The following is a 24,263-nucleotide window of genomic DNA, read 5'->3' as shown; positions in this document are numbered from 1 at the left end:
AAAAAACATCCTTTTACTTTTTAATACAGAGATTATACCACAATTGCACTTATTCGTTCTTTTTAAAAATAGTAAAAAAAAGGGGAGCCCCGAATTTCAACGAGATTCCCCCCTTTTCTAGCACCTTATGACAATACTAAATCCTATAAAACAGCAAAAAAGTACTACTTTATTTTTGCTTCTGCTAGTCATCTATTGCTAACTTTTACTTATGAATTGCTCTATAAAGGAACAAACCGAAATGTGCTCGACTAATCGCTTCATTTGGTTTAAAAATGTTACCATCATAGCCTGTCGTAATTTTGTTAGCAGCTAGTTGTTGTACAAATGTATACGCCCAATGATCTTTTGGAACATCCTTAAAGGCAATACCACTTGTTCCATTTAATTGATATGCGATTGCAACAATTTTCGCCATTTGTGCTCGTGTTAATGTTGCATTCGGGTCAAAAGTATTGTTTTCGCGGCCACTCATAATGCCTGCTTCTACAACGGCAGCAATTTCTTTAAAGTAAATGTGATTTGCCGGTATATCTTTGAAGTTTGGATTTTTCACATTTTTTGTATTTAAACCTAGTGCACGGCTAATAATGACAGCTGCATGTGCACGTGTCAGTTTGTCATTCGGTCTAAATGTTCCATCAGCCTGTCCCGTAATAATATTTTGAGACGTTAAATATTCAATCTCTTTAAAGTATACGTAATTATTTGGAATATCTTTAAATAGCGCTGGCTTCGCTACAGTAACCGTAGCAACTTGACTCTTCGTACCTAAAGTTGCAATGACCTTACCTGTTGTACCAGCATTTTGTGCGGTAAACTTACCATCGCTTGTAATGGTACCAATATTGCCTTCTACGGACCATTTCACTTGAGATGGATCATAAACAATCGGCTTACCTGCATCATCTTTTGCGTCGATAGTAAATTTCACAGATTCACCTGCTCCAACTGTTTTAGAGCTTGGCGTAACAGCCATTGTTGTAGGAGCATCTACTACTTTGACTTGGAATGATTGTACCGCGGCGCCATCATAGCCGATGTAAATGCGTTCCTCACCAGCTTGCGTTGCTGTATAGTTTAAACCATTAATCTGTAATGTTTGGTTTTGAGAAGCTAACGTTACATGACCATCTAGTGGTAGTGTCGTAAAGTTATCATCTAAAACGTATTGTACTGCGACACTCGATGAAGCACCTACTAACAATGTTGCATAGTTTGTACTATTCGTAAATTTAATGTGTTTCGCCTTGCCATTTGGCGCCGTACTTACCGCTTGTAGTGTGGCAGATACAAGACGTTGTGTATTCCCTGAATTAGAAGGTAAATTCGCTAAAACAACATTATTACTGCCGTAGTTTCGAATTCCCATCGTTGTTGAACCACCGCCATCTAAATTAAGGGCTCTATCAACCCCAAGTGCCACTAAATAATTAGCAAGTTGCACCATATTCATGCCCTTACTATGGCTTTGACGTCCGTCTACTGTAATGAAATGTATAGTTTGTCCATTATTACTTGTAGCCACTACTGTACGTGGCGCAACTTCTTTTGCACGTGAACTTGTTGTGCTCATCATAATATAAGGTTTGCCATCCTTTACTAGATAAGGACCGCTAGCTAAGATAAATTGTGCATTTTGCCAAAGTTGGTCAATTGAAAAGTTAACACTCATTTCATCGCCAACCGCTACATGGCTTAACTTTTTGTGCCAATCGCCACCCTGTAAAGATACAACGAAGCCAGTAGATGGAATCGTTAATTTATCTTTCGAACCGTAAGGCTTAATTTGTGTGACTTTACCAGTTAACGTTTGACCAAATGTATTTTCTGTAATCGGTGAACCTGTGTCTACTACCATTTCAAATCCGAATTCATTTGTATCTGTTGTTTTACTATAAAACTGTGGTGTGTAAACAATCGCTTCATTTATATTACGAATACGATTTAAGCCTGACATTTCATATTTCGTGCCATTATGGGCTAGTGTGACGTCAAAATCAAAATAATCAATGACCCCACGACCATCCGAATTCATACCAAAAGCCGTTGGAACGTTCATATATTGGTCGGAACCGTTTGAAACTGCACCACCATTTAAAATAACATTATTTTTAGCTAGTAAAAATAATGGATAGCCTTCAGACATATTATAAAAACTTGCATTAATAGCACCAACTACTCGATTTCCCTCACGAGAATGACGATTCGCATTTGCTACTGTCGATTCTTTTCCATTGACTGCTGCGGGCATTCCTAATTGTACTTCTGTCGTTGCATCACCAACATTAATCGTTAAGTGATTAATAGAGTTTGTATAGGTATTGCTGTATGTATATTGGTTATACTGCACACCTTTTGAAAGTGGGTAATCCTTCTTTACTGTTTGAAATGCATAGGCATTTAGCGGACTAACAACAATCGACATCATTACAACTAAAATCAGTAAAATTTTTGCTATTCTTTTCATTTTTCGCGCTCCTCATGAAATGTAGAGCCCTCACCTTCCCTTCTATGTTTTTCTTCTATAAGATTATCAAAAATATGCCAAAATAGCTATGGAACATTTAAGCTATTTTCCAGTTTCATATAATTGGTAAAAAAACTGTTTATATTGACGCATTTTATGATAATACGCATATTTAACCTTATCTCAACTCTTTAACTTTGGTAAAATGATGTTAAAGTTTAGGAGGTTAAAAAATATGAAAAAACTATCAATCATTGCATTGATTATGACAATAGTTAGCTTGCTCTTTTGGCAACCCCAACTAGCATCTGCCGATGAACTTTCAGGGCATGCACACGAAAAGGGTCTTCGTTATTTAATTTCAAAAAATGCTATAGTAACGGATGCTAATGGCAGTTTCCGCCCTAATGACAATGTTACACGCGGAGAATTTGCTTCGTATTTAGCAAAGGTCATGAAGCTTGAAGGGAATAACGGTATGGTATTTACCGATGTACCTGATACATATGTGTATGCAACCGATATTCAGCTTGCTGCTACAGCCGGCATTATAACTGGCTACATAGACGGGTCATTTAAGCCTGATGCTGCCATTTCAAGACAACATATGGCCATTATGTTGGAGAGAGCTATTGATTATTTAAAAATTCCTAAAGGTACGTCATCCATTACATTTAAGGATAATGCTTCTATTATTAAAGACTACCGTTCTGCTGTAGCAATCGGTGCACAGTTAGGCATCATCATTGGTTCTGATGGCTACTTTATGCCCGAAAAAAATGCAACAATTGGACAAGCTGCAACGTTCATTCAACGTTTGATGTTACTAGCTGGTGATGGAGCTGCCGACGTCTCAACGTATGCGATTAAGGAAATTTCAAATGGTACACTAGTTGGCAATCAAGGCTTTTCAAGTTTTGAAGCTGCTGAAAAAGCAATCACAAAAAATACACAAGTGATTGTCCAAAAAGATAAAATTGTGAAAATGTCCTCCGGCTATGTTGTCACGAATAATTATGTTGCACTTTATTCTGAAACGATTAAAGATCAAATCGCTGTTGCAGGTAATACAGAGATGGAATATATCAGCAGTGATGCCACACAAGTAAAAGTGAGATTAGCAGGTCAGGTTGGCTATTTAAAACAAGCAGATGTCACGTTAATTCCTTTTTCCCTAAGTAAAGGACGCTCTTACTACTCCGTCGAAAATGGTGAAATTAAACATACGCTATACGATTACAAAACAAATAAATATTCTTCAAGCTATGTTTACGGAAAAGCACCTGCCTTCATGAAACAAGGTGAAAAATACTATAGCTGGAATGGCATTTATTTCACCAATGGAAATGGTTCTTCGAAAGGTGAAGCTTATAACTATTATCAATTTTTACCTGCACGCGCAACAACACAGTATACAGCAGAAGAAATTGATGCTTACATTTTGAATAAGCTTGCTGAGATTGAAAGTACAGGTATTACGCTTTATAAAGATGCTACAACAAAAAGTAAGTTAATTGGTTTAGGAAAGACGTTAAAAGAAGTTGAGGCAAACTCAAAAATTAATGCCATGCTAATATTGGCACTTGCGCAACATGAAAGTGCTTATGGTATGAGTGACCATGCCCAAAACTTAAACAACCTATTTGGTTTATATGTTTATGACACAAACCCACTTAACAAAAAATTCGATAGCGTCGCTGCTAACATTAACGAACTTGTTGAGAAGTTTTTACAACCGAACTATATAACGCCAGGTGGTTCTCCAGGTAGAAACTACGCAAATGGTGCTGTAGTTGGTTCTAAGGCACTTGGCTTTAACGTAAAATATGCATCCGATCCATTTTGGGGTGCAAAAATTGCTGGCCATTACTACCGTGCTGAAAAAGCATTAGGCTTCAAAGATGCAAATAATCCATATAAAATTGGCTTAACAACTACTGCGGGCTTAAATGTTCGTTTAGAGACTTCAACTAGTAATAGTCCACTCTTCACATATGTGCGCAGTGGTATGCCAGTTATCATCGTTAACACGGACATCAATGGCTGGCATGAAGTACTATCTGATAAGCTTCATACAGGCTCTGCTTACATTAGTAAAGATTATATTAAGCTGATAGATACAGTGAAATAAGAAAAAGCGCCAATCCAATAGCTGGAACTGACCCCAATAGGTATAGACAAATAAAAAAAGCATCTTCGATTGAAATTCGGGTATAGATACTTAAATTTCAATGTGGAGGTGTTTTTTCTATGGGAACAAGAGTGAGTTATCCCTATGAAGTAAAAATGAAAGCGATTAAGATGCGATTAGCAGGTGTACCTGTCAAACAGATTCTATTGGAATTAAATATACGCCATAAAACACAGGTCGAAACATGGGTGCGTTGGTATAGAAATGGTGAAGTCAATCGTTTGAAACAACCTGTAGGCAAACAATATATCTTTAATAAGGGTCCTGAACCGGACAATGAACAAACGAAATTAGCATTGGAAAACCGTTATTTAAAGCAACAAATTGAGGTGCTAAAAAAGTACGCAGAGTTGGAGAGGAAGTGGTTGGAGAAGTAGCTGTACAGTTAGTTGCGTCACTAAGAAGCATGATGTCTGTAAAGGACATTTGTAAACACTTTGGGATTGCACGATCTACCTACTATCGTTGGAAACAGGCATCAACCGATGCAAGGTCTCGTCAAGCAATAGAGAGACGTATCGGTGAACTCTGTCGAGCAAATAAATTTCGCTATGGCTACAGAAAAATTACAGCACTTTTACGTCAAGAAATGTGCGTCAATCATAAAGTGGTTCAACGTATCATGCAAAAATATGGTTGGCAATGTCGCGTGAAAGTGAAAAAACGGAAACGAACAGGACAACCTTATGCAATCGCAGCAAATTTATTAAATCGCGATTTTGAAGCCACCGCACCGTTACAGAAGCTCGTAACTGATATTACTTACTTGCCATTTGGTCAAAAACAGTTGTATCTTTCAAGTATTCAAGATTTATATAATGGTGAAATTATTGCCTATTCGATTGGAGACTGCCAAGATACTGATTTTGTGCTGGATACATTAGCTCAACTTCATCATTTGCCCGAAGGGTGTACGTTGCACAGTGACCAAGGGGCGGTATACACATCGTATGATTATCAACAGGCCGTAAAAGCAAAAGGCATTACCATGAGCATGTCCCGTAAAGGTACGCCCGCTGATAATGCCCCAATCGAATCGTTTCATTCTGTGTTAAAGTCTGAAACATTCTACTTAGACAATTTGAACAGTACTACGACGGCCATCGTAGAACAAACTGTCAAAGACTATATAAACTATTATAACAATAACCGAATTCAAACGAAACTAAACAACCAGTCGCCGGTTCAATACCGACAACTGGTTGAGTAATGCTTTTTTGATTATTGTCTTATATATCGGGGTCAGTCCCGCTAAATTGGATGGCGCTTTTTTTTATGATTTCATCGGTGTGGGTGTGGGTGTGACTTACCCGCGGAATGCACATGTTTACCCGCGATTTTTTGTGACTTACCCGCGAAATATAGCTGTTTATCCGCGAATCACACACGTTTACCCGCGATTACAAAAACAAAAGGGCTGCCTAAAATAGGACAGCCCTTCATTTTTAATATTTAAGTTTTCTTTGCTCGGTTTTAATAATTGCCGATGCAATGACGACGAAGCCTAACATTAAAATAAAGATTAAATCAAGTAATCCAGTGTGCATAGACACGGTAAACAATGTAATGACAAATGCGTATGCTACTGAGTGGAAACTGCGAATGCCACCTTGTTTCACTTTATTATAGATTAATGAAATTAACACACCGTACAATAAGAAACCAATTGCCACAAGCGCATAGCCACCATCTAGGAATAGCTGTCCAATAAAGGTTGGTGTTGTCGTTCTTGTAGGTCGTGTAATAAATTTACCTTCTTCCACACTTAAAGAGTTAACAACCTCTGTCACCTTCATACGTGGTGAAATTTGCTCACCAGGAAGAATCGTATTAAAGATGCCTTTATGAATTTGACCGTTTAAATAACCCTCTTCTTGTGTGTACTCAATAATTTTACTTAAAACGATATGACCTGTTACACTTTCACCATTTAATGAACGCATCCATTTTGGCGTTAAGTTTACTTTTTGCTCAACTGTTAACAGTTTTTCTTTTTCCGTCTCTGTCAGTTCAACATCTGGTTGATCGCGATTATTAAATTCTTTCGTAGTATCTTCTGTCACCACGCGTAAGAAACCGAACATTGAGAATGCTACACCAATAACAAATAATGCCGTTAAGAACCAAGTTAATTTTACACGTTTCACAACATAGTGGAAAATAATAATTCCAGTAAATAGCATAATAATTAAAGGCGTACGATAGCCCATTAATAGGAATAGGAACATTACAACAGCAAAGATTGAGCCGTATATTATTGCTTTCTTCCACGTCATATTCTTTTCTAAAATCATTTTGTAAGATAATAATAGTAAAATTCCGTACCATAATAACTGGCTAAAGAAGTTTAGTTTTGGATCAAGATTACGACGATTGGATTCATCGGAAATTCCTAAACCACCGCCAAAGATCATCATTAAATAAGAAGCTAATCCGATTAACGTTAATAACACAACAAAGTGAATCACATATTTTCCTAAGAACGATAGCCCAAATGTTGGGATTGTCCACTGTAATCTATCGATTATATATACACCAAGGTAATAGCAAACAAGCGCAACTAATACTGCTGGTAAAATGGATACACGAACATTAAATAATTCAAATCGATGAAAATCAAATAGACTCGTAAAGAAATATAGCACTAATATAAAAGGTAAAAAGAAATACGGTGAAAACGTATCAATCTTATTGACCTTTGTGAAAACTTGCTTCAGTTTATTCATACATGTAATACATCTAAAAAGATGTTATTGCCCTCCTCTATCATGAATCAATAGTTGTCATCACTATTATATTCTTTAGTTTTCCCTACAAAAACAAAGGTTATTATATCATAAATACGGTTAGACTTATAGAAAGGATTGAATTGAATTTACATAAAAAAGCTAAAAAATTTCATTTTTACCTAATTCTCTGCGAATCAGTTAATATTTAGGTGTATGATGAAATTTAGTAATACGAGTTTTGAGAAAAATAAAAAGCAAGGATGTGGATTTATTGAAGAAATATGTTATTTCCTTCATCGCTGTCTGTGCTTGTTTGCTTGTTGCAATGCTATCTCCGATCAAGGCCCAAGCTACAACACAAAAAATCGGCATTGTTTTCTCTGAAAGTAGTGAAAAATATGCCAACACTACACACCCTGGTGGTACATATGAGGGACAAACAGTATCTCCAAAGGTCGACTATAGCTCAACATATAACAAAGAACTTAAAGCATACCTTTTATATCAGCAACAAGGCTTCCATGTAGAGAAAATTTTCGAAAAGGACTTAAACAACCTAGAAAACTTAAGTCAATATGATGCAATCGTCTTTCCATATACGGTCATGATGAATCATCAACAACGCGAAAATATCAAAATATACGTTCGAAATGGTGGCGGTGCTATTTTTGCATTCCAAACAGCACGTAATGAATCAGCAAAATTTCCGAAGGCTGGTCAAATGGATCTTTCTCCATTAATCTATGATGTCGACTCTTGGGTGATGGAATGGGATAACTTATCAGAAGTTTTCAATGCACGCTTTATCGACGATATTGTGCTAGGTAACGCGACCATTAGCAATGCAAATTCAGTTCACCCAATTATCCAAAACGCCACAAAAGAGCTCGGTAAAAGCACGCTTAGTCTGACAAAATCGGATAAAGAGTGGGTTGAAATTATAAAACCTTGGCAAGGTGGCTACGCTTCACCGATATTATATTTCTCGAATTACAACTATACCGATAAGCCACAAACGATGAAGAAAAATGAATTTGGTGCAGCTCATGCTATTGAATATGGCAAAGGAAGAGTTGTACAAATCGGCTTCAAAATTTTCGATTATATGACGATTAATGTGAAAGCAGACTGGCAAGACAATGAAAACGGTGCTGCTTACTCGACCACACGGGGCGACACAGATGCTCAAGTATTTATGAAGCACGCTTTACATTGGGTTGCCGAAGATCACGATGGATATGTGCCACGCCGCTATAATCTTTCTCTATACTCTGACGGTGTGCAAAGTTATGTAGCGCCATCTGGTCAATTTGTCTTTTACTCTACAGTAACAGTAAAAAACAACGGTAATGTGCCTGCTCGTGGTACGTTAAAAGTAGAAATTGTTGATGCGAACGACCGTATTGTCGGAAAGGGGCACGATCGTTACATACCAGGTCTAGCCGCAGACGCGACAACATCGAACGCAGACCGGAAAGATATTAGTACCCACTCGGAAAAATATCAAATCTTGATGCCTGGAAATTTAGCCGCTGGAACGTATACGATACGCACTTCCTTCATTGAAGGTCGTGATGATCGTAAAAATGCAGACGAAAAATTTGCAACTATTGCAGAAATTAAAACGCTCACACGCACAAAAGGTTCCAATAAGGCCTCTATTGGCACTGCCTCTTTCTTCCAAGATGTACCAAAATCAAGTGCTGCTTATGATGATATTAAAAACTTACATGCACTGGGTGTTGTGAAAGGCAGTAATGGCAAATTTAATCCCCAAGGCACATTAACACGCTTGCAAGCTACCGAAATGGTGTTACGTGCACTAGGGATTTCACCTTTAAGTTCAGCAACATTGAACGCCAGTGATATTAAAGCAGGCGATTATGGTTATTCAGTATTAGCTACAGGCGTTCGTTACGGGATTATTACTTTAGAAGATGGTAAAATCAACGCGCACCAACCAATGACGCGTGCTGCTATGGCACATGCACTTGTTAAAGGTTTTAAGTTACAAGGCTATTCTAGTAAATCATTTTCTGACGTTCCTACATCTCATATCTATTTTAAAGATATTCAAGCGCTCTATGCGTTAAATATAACAACGGGCTATGCAGATCAAACATTTAAGCCAAACAATACAGTATCCCGCCAAAACTTTGCTCAATTTGTTAATCGTACGTTACACGCAAATGCGAAATAGATTTTGATTAGGATCAAAATCTACTATTGCCAGTTAAATCCAAATAAAAAAGAGCTACACAGTTCATATTTTGAACAATGTAGCTCTTTTGATTATTGTTTCGCGTAGTATTGATAAATTCCTTTATAAATCGCTTCAGCAAATAACTCAACATATTGATCATCTGTCATTTTACCTCGGTCTTCACTATTCGTTAGGAAGCCTAGTTCAACTAGAATCGATGGAATTAACATGTTACGAATAACATAATATTGTTGTTCTTTCACGCCACGATTTTTCATGTTTAAGTTATTCACAATTTGGTTATTTACAAAAGTAGCTAAATCAATATCTTCTTGATACATATCTCCTGTTGTCACAGCATAATATGTTTCAGTACCTTGTGCAGAGGTGCTAGATGCTGAGTTTACATGAATACTAACAAAGATTTCGCCATAGTTTGCATCTGTAAAGTCAACGCGATCTTGCAGTGATGGGTACGTATCACCTGTACGTGTCATTGACACTTTTGCTCCAGCTGCTTCCAGCTTTTGTCGTACAAGTGTCCCAACTTTTAAGGTAATAGCTTTTTCTGATTGGGAACCTACTACAGCGCCTGGATCTTTACCACCGTGACCAGGGTCAAGAATGATAATACGATTTTTAAGTGGATTGCCATTTTGGTTTAATAGTTTTAAATACGATTTATGCACGTAACCTTTTTGACCATCAAAAGTGATTTCAGCCCAATAGCCATTAATACTGTTGACATGCACATAATCGCTCTTGCTTAATTTACCTAATACCGTTGAAGTAGAGTTCGCTTCTTTACGAACATTTAAACTATCAACAGTTGCACGACCTAGTAAATCTCCTCCTGTTACAGGTGGAAGCGTTGGATCTGGTTTTGAAGGCTGTTCTACTTCTACATCCTCTGTGCTATTTGCAACAACATAACCTGGCAAGCTATTTACGATTGTTAAATGGTAGCCATTAACCGTCTTGTAGACAGGCAGTTTAACATTACTATTAACTGTTGAAATGATTTTAGAAGAAGAAGTTGGCTTCACATAAAGATTAATACCTTGTGTTGTCTTTACTTCTTTTTGAATTTTGCCTAATGCATTACCATCTGCATCTAAAAACTGTGCGTACGTTTTATAAATATAAGCAAAGGCACCTTTATACGTTACTTTTAACCAGTCTCCTTCAATTGCATAGACTGATAGTTTTCCGCCTTTATTGACTGTGCCTACAATGTTTGTACTCAAATTTGAATCTTTTGATTTACGAATATTCAAGCCATCTGTTGTCACTTGAACTAAACCAATTACTTGTGATGTATCAGGAACAGCTACACCTTTTACAGGTAGCTCTAAACGATATTTTTCACTTTTTGCACGAGCAACAAATAATGCAAATTGTGCACATGTTACCGAGCTATTTGGATTATAGTTTTGGCCGCTTCCTTTTGTAATACCATTATAGTAAATCGCATTGACGTATTGAACGTAAGGATTTGTAATCGCTACATCCACAAAAGGAGAATCCATATTTTCGTATTCACTTGCATCTAATTTAAATGCTTTTGTTAATACATAACTCATTTCATCACGAGTTAAAGGCTTGTTTGGTAAAAACTGACCAGTTATGTTTGTTTTAAAGAACCCTAATTGGATAGCACGTTCAACATAACCTGAAAGCTCTGTACCAACCGTTACATCTGAAAAGTTGGACTTGCTAACCGTTAATGGTTTATTACCTGAAGCCACAACTGCCATTTTGGCAACTTGTCCACGTGTTACCGTATTATTCGGTTTATAATACGTTTTACCTTTTTCTGTATACCCTTTTATAACACCTAAACTAACTAAATAATTGATCTCTTCATAAGCTTCATGCTTTGGTGTAACATCTTCAAAACCACCACTTGCATTTGCACTATGTATCGTAAACATAGAAGCTGAAATGAATAAGACGCATAATATAAGACTGATTTTTTTAAAGTACAATGTCTTATTTCCTCCCTTCATGTTTCGTGTTCTCGTGTTCATTTTAACAAAAATTCACTTGCAAAACTATCATAGATTGTAACTATTCGACATTTTTTTGTTATCACCTCATTTCACAAAGATTCATAAAAAGAAGAGAGCCTGCATGTGCAAACTCTCCTCCATTTATACGTTATTTAAAAGAACTTCCATGCAATGCTTTACTCCAAACGTAGCCCTTGTCCGAAGCAAAGTAGAAATTGATTATTTATTCACTTGCTTAGCACGCTCAATAAATGTCTCTAATTGAGAAATTTTTAACATTTCATCATAACCGAAGTTACCATTATCTTTACCTGCTGTAATTCCGTTTGATGCGATAATTGAAATATATTCTGTTGCCCAATAGTTTTCAGGAACATCTGCAAATGTCACAACATCCCCTTGATGCTCAAGACCAAAAGCAACTACTAAAACTTTTGCAATTTGTGCACGAGTCATTGGAGAAGATGGATTAAATTTGCCGTTGTCATCACCAGAAAAAATACCTAATTTCGCTACAGCAGCAATTGCCCCAGCATGTGCATAAGTAGGTTTTACGTCTGCAAATGACGTATTTTTATCAGAAGTATCTAAGTTAAGAGCTTTTGCGATTTGAACAGCAACTTCAGCACGAGAAGCATATACTGTAAAATCAATTGCAGCTTCTTTTACTTCCGCTGCTGCTACTTTCGTTACTTCAGCTTGTTGTTCAGTGTCAAATTGTGCTACGCGTTTTGCGCCAACATAACGTGAGCTCCAGTAATATGGATCGTTTACATCAGAATAACTTACACCTTTACCTGTTTGAGAGTGAATCATTTTACCGTCACCTATGTATATCGATACATGTGAGATACCACTACCACTCGTGTTAAAGAACAGTAAATCGCCAACTTGAAGATCACTCTTCGCTACAGCAGTGCCTTGTTGATATTGTGAGCTTGAAGTACGATTTAATTTAATGCCTAAATCACTGAAGACTTTAGAAGTAAAGCCTGAGCAATCTAATCCGCTAGTAGTTGTACCACCATAAGCGTAAGGAATACCTAAATATTTCGAAGCTGTTTCAGTGACCTCATCTGCAGTCGCCGCTTCAGCGTTATCTATTTGAATTGTTGAAAATAACATAAAAGATGCAAAAATCGGTAATAACCATTTTTTCTTCATAAGTTTGTAATACCCCTCTCAAAGAACTTTTTTGCCTATACATAGACTATCACAAATGATGGTATTTTAATTTTTCAATTGTGTAACGGTTTTGAAAGTAAAAAAAACGTTGATATACCAACGTTTTGTGGTTTATCAACGCTAAAATATGGGTATTAATTAATGGGTATTCCGGCTTTTTGTAACATTCCTGTAATATAAGCCACGCTTTGTTACAATAGAGGATGACGAAAATTGCCAATAAAAACTCACGAATTGCTCGTAAAACAAGCGTTATCGCCGATAAAGACCCATGAATCGCCCGTAAACCATCAGAAAGTGGTCAACACATTCATATCAAAAAAGTGTTAGATTGAGCGCTCAATCTAACACTTTTTCTTTAAGCCCTCTAACCGACTTATTCAATACGAACATTCCCTACATATTGTACACTGCCTGCTGTATTGCTAAATTTAACTTCCAAAACATAGCTTCCTTTGTCGGTTGGGAATTGAAATTCTCTAAAATCATCAAATTCCAGTTCAATTCGCTCGTAATCTTTTAACAGGAAAGTTGACACTTGAGCATCAGTCCAAATATCTCCACCGTTTTTTTCGTTCTCCTCAAAATCCAATGATGTATGTTGACCTGGAAAGACTTTTATTTCATCCAATGACGATGCGTATTTTTTTATATCTTCGATGGACTTCTGTACATCTTCACTTGCTGTCTTCCAATTGATATTTGCTTCTGTTAATTGAACAGAGGCATGATTAAAATTTAAATGAGCAGTTGGCACTCCAACATCATAGTCCTCACCAATACAGCCTGTTAGCATAAAAGCACAAAGCAATCCAATCAATAATTTACCCAATACTTTCATCTTACACCTCATTATTTTAGTTTAGGCTACGTTGTCAATATAAGCGCTTTGACTTGCTAGTAAAACTAAACTGTGGACATCACTTACACCATCATCATGAATCAGGATAAATCCCTTCAGCATATTCGATTTCTATCGTTTGAATTGCTAATCGACAGTTCTCAACTGCTTCTTCAACATTTCTCCCTTTTGTAATAATAAAGCCATGTTCGTCTTTTGGACTGTTCGTTTCTGTTGTGCCATCGCCTTCTTCAATATTACATTTATAGGCTACAATGGTTTCATCCGCATTTTGGAAATTTAATTTCTTTATTTTTTTATTCGGCTGGAATCTTAAATAAAAAACTGCGGCAGCACGATATTGTTGACTTACATCATATTTTTGCCAATTCTCTGTATAGATGGCATCTAAAGTCCATTGTGTTAAATCAACACCTGAAACAAAACGATGCAACGCTACAATCTGGTCGCCACCTGTTCTACAATGTGCAGCAATTATTTTAGGACCATATGCTGTCATTTTTATCTCTATATGGCATGGGCCAAAAACTACACCTGTTAACGTTAAAAAATCCAAAACAAATAATGTAATCTCGGTTATTAATTCATCATTTAAAGTTGTTGGCACACTGTGACCATACGTTACAAAATCAGGTTCTGTATATTTATCTGTAATGCCCACGACATAGTGTTTTCGATTAAAAGAAAAAGTTTCAACACTAATCTCTACCCCTTCTTGGTAATCTTCCGCTATAAGGGTCGCGGGATTTTCTTTATCCAATAATTCGTATACTTCTTTAAATGTGGAGATTTTTTTAGCGACCTTACTACCTGTTTCAATGCATGGTTTTAGAATAAATGGAAATCCATTTTCATTAGCAAATTCGATTAATGCTTCTTTAGAATTAATGAGTTTAACATGAACATAACTAAAATTATTACGGTTTAGGAGATTACGTAAGTTACACTGATTCTTAAATAATTTTATTTGATCTGATTGTTTATATTTGTTTAATGGATATTCCTCTTGTAATGCCACGACAGCATTTTGACCATCTCCTGTAAAGGATAAAATAGCATCTACGGGGTATTTTATTAATATCTTTCCTACTTCTTTTTTTAATAAAGTTATATCCTTATAATCTATTTCAAAGTAAATATCATCTGAATTCATTAAATCTTTCAGCTGTTTTTTTTGTTCTTTCTCGATACATATCACTTTTATGTTTAATTTCTTAATTGTCTTTAATGTATTCACACTACAATCAATAACCATTATCCTTTTTCTCATATTTTTTCTCCTTTTAATCCATTTGTTATGAAAAAACATCCTAAAAAATTAAATAATAGTTACATATCTCTTTATTTGAAGTTTTGTTCATAAAACTTATACAATTGTTATTTGCAGATAAATTAAAAAGGGAGGATAATGCAGATAATTATTATGATAGACAGCGCTATTAGTTCTTTTAATGCTTGATAGGCAAATACAATCAGGCATAGTTAAAAGGCCTGAGTCGATACACTACCGATTTCAGACCTTAACTGACTTCCCAATTAACGATGTTGCATTTATTTAAAATTCCGAAGTTAAAAATACTACTTTACGTATTTAGCTTGCTAGCTATTTAAAGTTCGAAAATATCTTTTACCATTATCCAACTAGTATAAAGTTACATTAACTACCGATTAAGTCCCAAATAAAACCGACAATCGCTGAAGAGTTAGCCGTAAAGATTTGTATGCCTGCCCACATCATTATTTCCCTCCTGCCATTCCATTTTCTATATTATCTTATGTTTTCAATTTTATTTGTTAAAATGTAAACAAAAGTTAACATTTTACGAAGGGGCGAAGTACATGAAAATTGGAGAATTAATTCGAACGTTACGGCTACAAAAAAATTTACGTTCTAACGTACTCTATAAAAACCTACTAAGTCGACCTGCTATTGCTAAATTTGAACGTGGTGAAAGCGATACAACAGCTGAAAAATTTTTAAAGATGTTAGATCACTTAAATATTACGTTAGAAGAATTTAGTATCATTTATAATGATGGGAATAAGGACTTGGATTACATGCGAAAGTATGTAGAAGCTTTCTATAACCGAGATGTCAGTGCGTTATACATGGTCGCCGAACAAGTTGAAAATGAATACAAATTAACGGGCAATCTGAAGTTTTTGCATTATCGATCTTTAATTTTGTTATTAATTGATGATGTCCGAGGGACCGATGAACATCTTAACGAAATAACGTTGCTTCAAGAATATTTAATGAACTGCGAAAGTTGGGGTTATTACGAAATTACCTTATTCGCTAATAGTTTAAGCTTCTATTCTATAGAATTAATCGACCTTGTTTTTGAGCGTGCCAAAAACACATTACAACGTTATCAAAATCTTACGAGGTACCGTAACGAAATCGCCTTAATGATTTTCAATATTTTAGAGAAAAAAATTACGTGCAAGGATTTAGATGGTGCTAAAACGTATCTCACGGAGTTAGAAAATATAAAAGTAAGTGTAGTAGATAATATGTACATGCAAACAATGATTAAATTTTTCTCTGCCATCATCGCCCTTATCGATGGTGATAAAACGAAAAACAAATCCATACTGCAAATTATTGAAGTTTTCTCTTTGTTGGAGCTAAAACTTAAAGCTGCACAATGCCTAGAGTTTTATGACAAAGTAAAAGGAATATATACAATAAAAATAAAAGAGGACATCTTCTCCTAGTAAGTGTCCTCTTGTTCCTATTTCCCCACTGTCATCAAGTTATTGACTAGAAAATAATTGTACCCAATAGAAATTCCCTTTGCCATCCACTGCGATGGCCACACCGGTGTTTGTATAATTTTCACGTAAAATATTATCGCGGTGTGCTGGTGATGCCATCCATGCTTTAACAGCCGCCTCTGGAGTCGGAATATTTCTTCCTATGTTTTCACCTAGGCTCGTATATGAATAATCAAATAATGTTGCTAAATCCCATGGCATTCCGTAGTAGGGTGATTCGTGTTCAAAATAATGACGATTAACCATGTCCTGTGCCTTGATAACAGCCACTTGTGTTAAAGCTTCATCATAGTTAAGACTCTGTAGTTTTCTTTTTTGTCTTTCGTTATTGACTAACCTAATCACATCATTAGACATGGCAGATGAGTAATTTTTAGTCGGAATATAAGACTTCGATAAGTAATCATAGGCTGCTTCCAAATTGGTTAGTGTCATTGAGAAATCAAGACTCCGTTCAACTATCGAGGCAAATTGTGCACGTGTTACCAATTGATTCGGTGCAAATTGTTTTGCATTGATTCCTTTAATAATGCCCACATCTGCAAGTGATTCAATATAATCCTTTGCCCAATACCCTTCAGTAATATCACTAAACTTACTATTATTTTGTGAATCGACCTCAATATTGTAAGCAAGCGTTATCATTTTAGCAATTTGCATGCGCTTCAATGGCGCATCAGGATTAAAACAATCGCCATCTTGTAATATTCCTAATTCCACCAATGCACAAACTTCCTTGTAATAAGGATGCGCTGGAGATAAATCTCGAAAATGAGGTGCAGAGGGAGCAGTCATATTTAGTTGCATCGAACGGGCAATTGCCGCAGCTGCCTCCGCTCTCGTAATAGTCTGCTCTGGCTTAAATGTCCCATCCTGATAGGTTGTCATATATTGCTTATCCAACATGTGCTCGATGGAACGATTCGCCCAATGTGTAGATGGAACATCCTTTACTGATTCTGCCGCTAAGGCAACATCTAGTAGGTTTGGAAGAGGCACAGCATGTGGTGTAGCCAGCAAAATAAGCGACAAACCGACAATACTAGGTACTTTTTTTAACATAGCTTCCTCCTTAAATATGTATGAAAATTTTTGCATTCATGCCGATATTTCATCGCTTCATCATAAGCAACGAAATCCACTAGTGTATCGTTTTTACCCTATTTACCACATAATAAACATACCATTATTACCTGTTTTTTCCTACAAAGATTTTTAAAAAAATCACTCTACAGGCACGTTCATTCCCAAGAGTGATATTTATCTTGTTATTCAACCCCAATAATGTATAGGTCATTATTATTTTTTTGTAATATGCGATAAAGGAATAAAGCCATTTGACCACGTCGTACATCTGTATACGGAGAAAATGTCGTAGCGCTAGTACCTTGCGTAATCCCATAATCTACTAACGTTTGAATGTATCGATTGGTTTCAACGTCTTTTGTAAAATCTGTAAAAGGTGCAGTTAACGATGTCGCTTGTTGTAAATGAAAGCCCAGTGTCAGCATTTTTGCCATTTGACTACGCTTAATAGAAGCATCCGGATTAAATTGATTTCCTTTTTGGATAATACCATTAGCTGCTAGTGCTGCTATATAGCCATAATACTGATGCGAAGTTGGCACATCGCTAAAACCTGGATTGTCCACGTTGTTCGTTTGCAACTGGAGTGCTTGTGCTAAAAAATAAGCGGCTTCTCCACGCGTTAATTGTTGATAGGGGCTAAATGTTGAAGGTGTTGTACCAAATACAATGCCTTTATTGTATAGCTCGCTGACTGCATGATAGAGCTCAGTTTCACTATTATTGTTTGTAATATCTACAAATGGCATGGAAGCCGCTTCCGTAGGAATTACGGCAACACAAGGTGCTACAGCTAAAGCCGTAGCAAATGCCCATGCATATTTAGTATGCTTTATTTTCATAGACCTTTGCCCCTTTGTAATTGAATATATATTAACCATTTAAAATAACGAAAAGAGGGACCCCATCCCTCTCTTCATCCATTAGTCCAATCCTAATGTCTTTGCATGCTCTTGTAAAATGCGATAGTTGTAAACTAAATCTTGTTGCTCCAACGTTAGTGAGCTATATAGTTTTTGTGCAGCAATCACTTTCTTTTCAAAAGTTTTTGAATCGGGATCTAGTTCTCCAATCGCATTGACTACTTTTAATACTGCTGCTATATCTTTTTCTGCACCTTTTAGCTTATCGTAGTTGATCACTTGTCCTCTTACTTTGGAGTCTAGCGCCTTATACGCAGCTACTGCATTTTCAACATCTTGGATATACGTACTTGATGTTGGAGAAAGACTAGCGATGATTTCCACCACTTTTTTTACTTCACTCATGTTTTTCTCTGCTTCTAGTAAAATCGAATAATTCGATACTCTTTGTTTATCGGCTGTATTAAGGCTATCGTAGTCTTTACGAACGGACTCAATCATCCCAAAATACATTTTATCGCTCGGTTTTAAAGCTGCAATACTCTTGTAAACGTTAATTACATTATCTAAAGAAAGAAGCACTTGCTCATTATAGACATATTTACGTTGTGTAGCCGTTAAATTATCATAGGCTTTCAAAATCTTTTGATATTGACTATCCATATTTTTAGATGTCATCAATTTATCAATCTCATTGATAACACTAATAACTGGCTTAATCAATTTTTCTTGGTCTTGTAGTGTTCTATAATTCGCTACTGCCAATTGCTGATCTTTCGGCAATGCATTATAAGCTGCACGAATTTCCTCAATACGTTTGACATATTGTTGTGGTTCAGTATTTGGCAACTCATCAATCATGCGTTGGACATTGCCAGCACCTAATATGCTTGTTTCCGCAGCTTGCAACAACTTGTAATTCGTCACATACTGCTGCATTTCTTTGCTGAGTGCTTCATACAATGCACGCGCATGTACAGTATCTTCTTGGAATGTCTTGCTCGATGCTTTTAACTTACTGATTAATTCGATTACGTTAGCTAATGGTTCATAGCTTTGTAATGTTGCCATATTGTTGACAAACGCCTTTTGTTCTTTTGTCAATTTATCATACGCTTTACGTGCTGCATTGACCTTGCTAACAAAATTATTGGCACTTGGGTCTAACGTATCGATTTGCACCATGACACTTAAAATTGGCTTCACTTGTCTTTCACGATCCGTTAATGTCTTGATATTTGAAACAAGCTTTTTCTGTCCAGTTGGTAGTTTATCGTAAGCAACACGTGCATTCATTAGCTTAGTTAAATAATCCTCTGCTTCTGGAACTGCCGCATCTATTAATGCAATTACTGTACTTGCGGAAGTAAGCTCCGTTTCCGCTGTCACCAGCTTTTCATAGTTAATGATTTTCTGTTGTTTGTCTGGTGGTAGTGCATCATAATTGGCACGTGCAGTTTTTAAATCGTTTAAAAACGTCTTACTTGTAGGCTTTAACGTTTCAATTAACCCGATTAATGATGCTACATCTTCGACAGCTGTTAACTGTTCATAATTGGTCACACGCTTTTGAGATGCTGCATCTAATGCATTGTAAGCTTTACGTGCTGCAATTACCTTTTTCGTATAGTCTTTATTGGCTGGGTTTAAGGCAGAAATTAAATTAATAACCTTCACAACGTTGGCATTATTTTTCTCATACGTTGTTAATGTTTTATATTGCGTTACTAATCTTTTGGCATTTTTGTCCATCGCTTTATATTCAGCAGATAATGCCACTACTTTTGCAACAAATGTGGCATCTGGTTCATTGGCTAATGCATTGACTCTATCATCAAACTGTTGAGCAGTGGTGATATAGTTGTTTGCTGTTAACAACGCTGTGTAGTTCGTCACTAATGCTTGCGCTTCTGGAGACAGTTTATTATATTCTGCAAGTAAATTAACAACCGTGTCTTTATAATCTTTGCGTGACGTATTTAACCCCATAATAGGATCAATAAGATTCATAGCGTCCACTTGATTTTTTAAGTTTTTATAGCTTTTAACATACTCGCGTTTGGTCGGATCTAATTTTAAGTAAGCCGTGTTAGCAGCCTTTGCTCTTTTTGTATAGTCCTTCGCCGTTGGATTTAGTTTTTCAACTAACGTAATAACATTTAAAACTGCTTTATGAGAGCTCTCCCACGTTGTTAACTCAGACAAGTTTTTCACGATTTTTTTCACACTTGCTGCGTCAATTTTTTGTCCAGCAGGTGCTACAGGCGTATTATAGGCTAAACGTGCTTCTTCTATTTTAGAGATTTTATCTGGCGCAGCCGCAATTTCAGAAATCAATGACTCAATGACTTCTGCAGCCGCAATATTAGATTCAGCTAATTGTAAATCTTCCGCATTTTTTACAAATTCTTTATTAGAAAGCTTATCATATTCCGCTCTTGCCGCCTTTACTGCTATACGATACGCGTCCGTATTAGAAATACGTAATGCTGTAATTTGCTTGGACACGTTGGCCGCCTCTTGGAAAGGTTTTAAATCGCCATAATTGGAAACTAAACGTTTTGTTTCTGCGTCCTTTAAATTGTTATAAGATGCTTCAATTGCTGCTACAGTACTGATAAAACTAGTAGCTGAAGTAAAATCTTCTGGTTTTTTCGTAGTTAGCTGCGTAATACTTGCAACAATCTTATCTGCAGAAGATAAATTGACTAGTACATCGGTATATTTTTTAAATGGCGTAACTGTTGTGTTATTTGGATTATACGCTGTAACAATTTTCTTTTGGTCAGCAGTTAGAGCATTATAGCTTGTTGTTACTTCAGCGGCTGCTGTAGCAATATCACTAGAGCTCGAAGATGTGTTATCTAGTACGTTAATAAAAGTAGTTAATTTAGCAATTGTTCCTTTAGCAGCATTTGCATCATCATTCATTTTTACAAGCTTGGCGATATCTGCACCGTTCTTTTTAAAATAATTGTTACGTTCCGTGTCGTCATAGCCGTATTGAAGTGATGTACCGCGAACAGACGAGACAATGTCTTTGGCATCATTGGCTAATGCTGTATTGACAGCTACATTAAAATTATTTTGAACAGCCAGATAGGAATTGGCTGCTGAAGTTGAACCTAAAAATGCAGTATACTCTGCTTGCACAGCGGCAACATCGTCAACAAATGTTCTACTTGTATAAGTAATTGCATTAATACTTTTACCTAGTTCATTTAATTTTTTAACGAATCCTCTTTGTGCCACTACATACTCATATTTCGCTTTAATAAAAGCTCGTTCATTATCATTAAAATCAGTCGTGCTTAAAACTTTAACATCGCCGTCTGCAATAACCATCTCATTCGCTGTGGATGTTTCGGAAAGCTTGCCGAATTGTTCAATCGTTTTATTTCTAGTTTCCGTTGTTGCTACAGCGTTGACATAAGCTACTTGTTCAGCTTGTACTACAGTTTGTGCTTGTGCTTCTTGTACATTAGCAAGGGCTGCTGGCGTTAATAAAAGGCTCGTTAAGACACCCACTTTTAAAGGTTTCTTCAACTTGCTCATCCTTTCTTTTTACGTTATATAGGAAAATCGATATGTATCATATATTGCGAATCTACTATCTTTAGTATCGGTGATAATAACTTGATTTCAAGCTATTGTTGTAAACTCACATACAACCTTTACTAACTTACAGATAATTGCTATTTTTAGATAGAATAGACTTTTTAAAGGAAGTTATTGTTAGAATACTATATAATTGTGATAGACGCATTTATCCCGCATCGGACGTTTAAAATTAAGCCTAATTAAAGTCCCACCTTATTGAGAGAATTCCTTAAAAAAACTAGCATTTATACTATGTCATTTACCAGTAACTAGGTGTATACTACATCTTTAATATTTAATTTATTAGAAAGGGAGCTAGATATGTTTTATCACTACAAGTTTTGGCATAGCTTAACGCATCCCCTGAACTTTACACAAGCTTTGGAAACAGGAGAAATAAGAGGCTATAAAAAGCGTTCCTTTACGATTTTCTTTCTCTTCATGCTCCTTTTTGCAATACGTGAGTTTTGGGGATTAGGCACTGAAAGTTTAACAACATTATTTGCAACGAACCAGCAAGATGAATATTATACAGCCCGTTTGCTATCAATGGTCGGAGCCATTGTTTGGGGAATCATTTATTTTTGCTTCCACTATTATGGCGTTACATATATATTACATCTATTAACGGACATACCTTACAAATGGATTCAAAAAGTACAACTGTTTGTACTGGCATTTATACTTATTGAAAAGACCATTTTATTTGCAGTGTTTTACGCAGTAGGCTACTCTACAACTTTCTCCTTCTTATCACTTGCCCCTGTGGTACAGCAAGTGATAGATAAAGATGTTGTGTTATTCATTATTAATCAGCTAACAGTTACTACTGTACTGACGATTATTGTGCACTTTACTTTCCTTTCTAAATGGGAGGAAGCAGCAGATCGCAAAGCGCTGTTAGCAAAAATTATCATACTACAAGTAATAATGGCCGTTTTTGTTGGGATGATTAGCGTACTACCACTTCAAGAATGGATTACAAGGGGGCTAGGATGATGCGTTTTATAAAATCCAGACCTTGGACATGCCTTAGTATGATCGTGATGGCGATTTTAGTTGGCTTAAATGCCTTCTACGTATTCAAGGATAATAGCAAAGTAGCGCGTTCCTATTTTGTTGATGAATTTCAACGAGCTACTGTCGGTGACCGTGTAGAAACGGTGAAAAAAGATGCAATAGTTGCACCAGCCGAAACATATACAGTTTCTGCAGATGCGAAAAGTTTATCAGCAGTAAATGTAAAGCGTGGTCAGCACATTCAAGCAAGCGATTTACTCGCTACCTATAAAACAGAGCAAGTTGACGATGAGTTAACGAAGCTTGAGGCTGAACGGGACGCTTATGAAACTGAATTAAGTGACTTGCAATCCGCCTTGTCACAAATAGAATCGGATTTTGGAGGTACAGATAATCCAAAAAGTTCGATTAATACAGATCAAATTAGTGATAAATTAAATGTCACAGTAAAATTGGAGTTAGGTCAACAAAATACTCCATCTACAGCTGTAGCTATTTTAAATCGCCATATTGCAGAAGCTACACGTCAAATTGCCGTAATGGATGCTCAAATTGCCCAAATTCAAGCACGCCAAGGAGTAGTAAGCCCTGTTGATGGTGTTATTGCCAACGTCACAGACGAAGCTGGTACAGTAACATTTGAAATTTATTCAACAGAAAAAGTAATGCTTGTCTACTTATCTGAAGAAGAATGGCAACAGGTTGCGGCTGGGCAAAGGGTCGACTTTGAACTACAGCATTTCAAAGATGACCTATCAGGTATCGTACTTGAAAAATCAATGATTGCTACAAATCATGACGCTCTATGGGCAAAAGAATTAGCAAAATCAGCGAAACTACCGAAGCCTACTAATTATGAAGTAATGCTACAACAAGACGATATGTTAGAAAATATTCCGTTTTCAACAGTTGGTCAGGCTGCAATCGTAGTGAATGAAGCTTTCGATGCTTATAAAGTGAATTCTTCTTGGGTTAAATCAGTAAAAGGTGCTAAGAGCGTCTATATAATTGACGAGGATGGAAAAATTCGTCTTGAAGATATTGAAGTTGCTTTTTCAACGAAAGATTCAACGATATTCACAAGCTATATAGATGTTGGTACGCCTATTTTAGCTAATGAAAAACGTAATATTTTAGCACGCACTTTCTGCTCAATGCCCGTGAAAAAAATTGAGTGGCAACACTTTAAAGAAATTGGCTGGAAAGACTACGTCAAATATATAATTTTCTAAACTAAATGGAAAAGTGTTAGATTGACGCA

At 36.3% G+C, this 24,263-nt stretch carries 15 protein-coding genes; 6 read left to right on the top strand and 9 right to left on the bottom strand.

Going from position 1 to position 24,263, the window contains the following annotated elements; genetic code table 11:
* Window positions 1–205 precede the first annotated feature (205 nt).
* Window positions 206–2,470, bottom strand: coding sequence for an S-layer homology domain-containing protein (locus I5435_RS02830; RefSeq protein ID WP_337983209.1), 2,265 nt, complete (start codon window positions 2,468–2,470; stop codon window positions 206–208).
* 235 nt (window positions 2,471–2,705) lie between these two features.
* On the opposite strand from I5435_RS02830, the gene I5435_RS02825 reads away from it, so the two are divergent.
* Together I5435_RS02825 and I5435_RS02820 are read left to right on the top strand one after the other, a co-directional pair.
* Window positions 2,706–4,601, top strand: coding sequence for an S-layer homology domain-containing protein (locus I5435_RS02825; RefSeq protein WP_337983208.1), 1,896 nt, complete (start codon window positions 2,706–2,708; stop codon window positions 4,599–4,601).
* 119 nt (window positions 4,602–4,720) lie between these two features.
* Window positions 4,721–5,871 (top strand): IS3 family transposase gene (locus tag I5435_RS02820; protein WP_337982902.1). Its coding sequence is split into 2 segments (ribosomal slippage): window positions 4,721–4,994 and window positions 4,994–5,871, totalling 1,152 coding nucleotides; the frame shifts between segments, so codons are not numbered across the junction.
* A gap of 235 nt (window positions 5,872–6,106) precedes the next feature.
* Here I5435_RS02820 and I5435_RS02815 read toward each other — a convergent pair.
* Window positions 6,107–7,387, bottom strand: coding sequence for a membrane protein (locus tag I5435_RS02815; protein ID WP_024362448.1), 1,281 nt, complete (start codon window positions 7,385–7,387; stop codon window positions 6,107–6,109).
* A gap of 274 nt (window positions 7,388–7,661) precedes the next feature.
* Here I5435_RS02815 and I5435_RS02810 point away from each other — a divergent pair, with 274 nt between their 5' ends.
* Window positions 7,662–9,590, top strand: coding sequence for an S-layer homology domain-containing protein (locus tag I5435_RS02810; RefSeq protein ID WP_337983207.1), 1,929 nt, complete (start codon window positions 7,662–7,664; stop codon window positions 9,588–9,590).
* 92 nt (window positions 9,591–9,682) lie between these two features.
* Here the strand turns inward: I5435_RS02810 and I5435_RS02805 are convergent, their stop codons facing one another.
* From I5435_RS02805 to I5435_RS02790, 4 genes are all read right to left on the bottom strand, one after another.
* Complete coding sequence (locus tag I5435_RS02805) at window positions 9,683–11,581, bottom strand: N-acetylmuramoyl-L-alanine amidase (protein ID WP_337983206.1); 1,899 nt, start codon at window positions 11,579–11,581, stop codon at window positions 9,683–9,685.
* 243 nt (window positions 11,582–11,824) lie between these two features.
* Window positions 11,825–12,769, bottom strand: a complete 945-nt coding sequence (locus I5435_RS02800; RefSeq protein ID WP_024362445.1) for a C40 family peptidase — start codon at window positions 12,767–12,769, stop codon at window positions 11,825–11,827.
* 397 nt (window positions 12,770–13,166) lie between these two features.
* Window positions 13,167–13,631 carry a hypothetical protein gene (locus tag I5435_RS02795; protein ID WP_337983205.1) on the bottom strand — a complete coding sequence of 155 codons (465 nt, stop codon included), beginning with the start codon at window positions 13,629–13,631 and terminating at the stop codon, window positions 13,167–13,169.
* A gap of 94 nt (window positions 13,632–13,725) precedes the next feature.
* The gene (locus tag I5435_RS02790) at window positions 13,726–14,922 is read right to left on the bottom strand and encodes an ATP-grasp domain-containing protein (protein WP_167492681.1); all 1,197 of its coding nucleotides are present in this window, start codon (window positions 14,920–14,922) and stop codon (window positions 13,726–13,728) included.
* A 569-nt stretch (window positions 14,923–15,491) separates the two neighbouring features.
* Between I5435_RS02790 and I5435_RS02785 the strand changes: the two genes are divergently transcribed.
* On the top strand, window positions 15,492–16,373 hold the full coding sequence (locus I5435_RS02785; RefSeq protein WP_337983204.1) for a helix-turn-helix domain-containing protein: 882 nt from the start codon (window positions 15,492–15,494) through the stop codon (window positions 16,371–16,373).
* A 39-nt stretch (window positions 16,374–16,412) separates the two neighbouring features.
* Here I5435_RS02785 and I5435_RS02780 read toward each other — a convergent pair whose 3' ends face one another.
* From I5435_RS02780 to I5435_RS02770, 3 genes are all read right to left on the bottom strand, one after another.
* Window positions 16,413–17,495, bottom strand: a complete 1,083-nt coding sequence (locus I5435_RS02780) for a CAP and S-layer homology domain-containing protein (RefSeq protein ID WP_337983203.1) — start codon at window positions 17,493–17,495, stop codon at window positions 16,413–16,415.
* Window positions 17,496–17,701: 206 nt separating this feature from the next.
* A complete protein-coding gene (locus I5435_RS02775) occupies window positions 17,702–18,361 on the bottom strand; it encodes an S-layer homology domain-containing protein (protein WP_024362440.1) in 660 nt (219 codons plus the stop codon).
* An 81-nt stretch (window positions 18,362–18,442) separates the two neighbouring features.
* On the bottom strand, window positions 18,443–21,928 hold the full coding sequence (locus I5435_RS02770) for a hypothetical protein (RefSeq protein ID WP_443136936.1): 3,486 nt from the start codon (window positions 21,926–21,928) through the stop codon (window positions 18,443–18,445).
* Window positions 21,929–22,303: 375 nt separating this feature from the next.
* Here I5435_RS02770 and I5435_RS02765 point away from each other — a divergent pair, with 375 nt between their 5' ends.
* Entirely contained in the window at window positions 22,304–22,981 is a 678-nt protein-coding gene (locus I5435_RS02765) for a hypothetical protein (RefSeq protein ID WP_024362438.1), read from the top strand.
* Complete coding sequence (locus tag I5435_RS02760; protein WP_337983201.1) at window positions 22,978–24,234, top strand: efflux RND transporter periplasmic adaptor subunit; 1,257 nt, start codon at window positions 22,978–22,980, stop codon at window positions 24,232–24,234. The genes I5435_RS02765 and I5435_RS02760 overlap by 4 nt, the downstream gene beginning before the upstream one ends.
* The last annotated feature ends 29 nt before the right edge of the window (window positions 24,235–24,263 follow it).

Origin of the sequence: Lysinibacillus sp. C5.1 (assembly GCF_016350185.1) — a bacterium.
Lineage (GTDB): Bacteria > Bacillota > Bacilli > Bacillales_A > Planococcaceae > Lysinibacillus > Lysinibacillus sphaericus.
The sequence above is the reverse complement of the archived record's forward strand: the minus strand, read 5'-3'. Positions and strand labels throughout refer to the sequence as shown.

Coding starts and splice junctions, on each gene's coding strand:
- I5435_RS02780 (WP_337983203.1), bottom strand. CDS start 17,495: ATGTTAAAAAAAGTACCTAGTATTGTCGGTTTGTCGCTTATTTTGCTG.
- I5435_RS02800 (WP_024362445.1), bottom strand. CDS start 12,769: ATGAAGAAAAAATGGTTATTACCGATTTTTGCATCTTTTATGTTATTT.
- I5435_RS02785 (WP_337983204.1), top strand. CDS start 15,492: ATGAAAATTGGAGAATTAATTCGAACGTTACGGCTACAAAAAAATTTA.
- I5435_RS02795 (WP_337983205.1), bottom strand. CDS start 13,631: ATGAAAGTATTGGGTAAATTATTGATTGGATTGCTTTGTGCTTTTATG.
- I5435_RS02825 (WP_337983208.1), top strand. CDS start 2,706: ATGAAAAAACTATCAATCATTGCATTGATTATGACAATAGTTAGCTTG.
- I5435_RS02775 (WP_024362440.1), bottom strand. CDS start 18,361: ATGAAAATAAAGCATACTAAATATGCATGGGCATTTGCTACGGCTTTA.
- I5435_RS02760 (WP_337983201.1), top strand. CDS start 22,978: ATGATGCGTTTTATAAAATCCAGACCTTGGACATGCCTTAGTATGATC.
- I5435_RS02815 (WP_024362448.1), bottom strand. CDS start 7,387: ATGAATAAACTGAAGCAAGTTTTCACAAAGGTCAATAAGATTGATACG.
- I5435_RS02830 (WP_337983209.1), bottom strand. CDS start 2,470: ATGAAAAGAATAGCAAAAATTTTACTGATTTTAGTTGTAATGATGTCG.
- I5435_RS02790 (WP_167492681.1), bottom strand. CDS start 14,922: ATGAGAAAAAGGATAATGGTTATTGATTGTAGTGTGAATACATTAAAG.
- I5435_RS02765 (WP_024362438.1), top strand. CDS start 22,304: ATGTTTTATCACTACAAGTTTTGGCATAGCTTAACGCATCCCCTGAAC.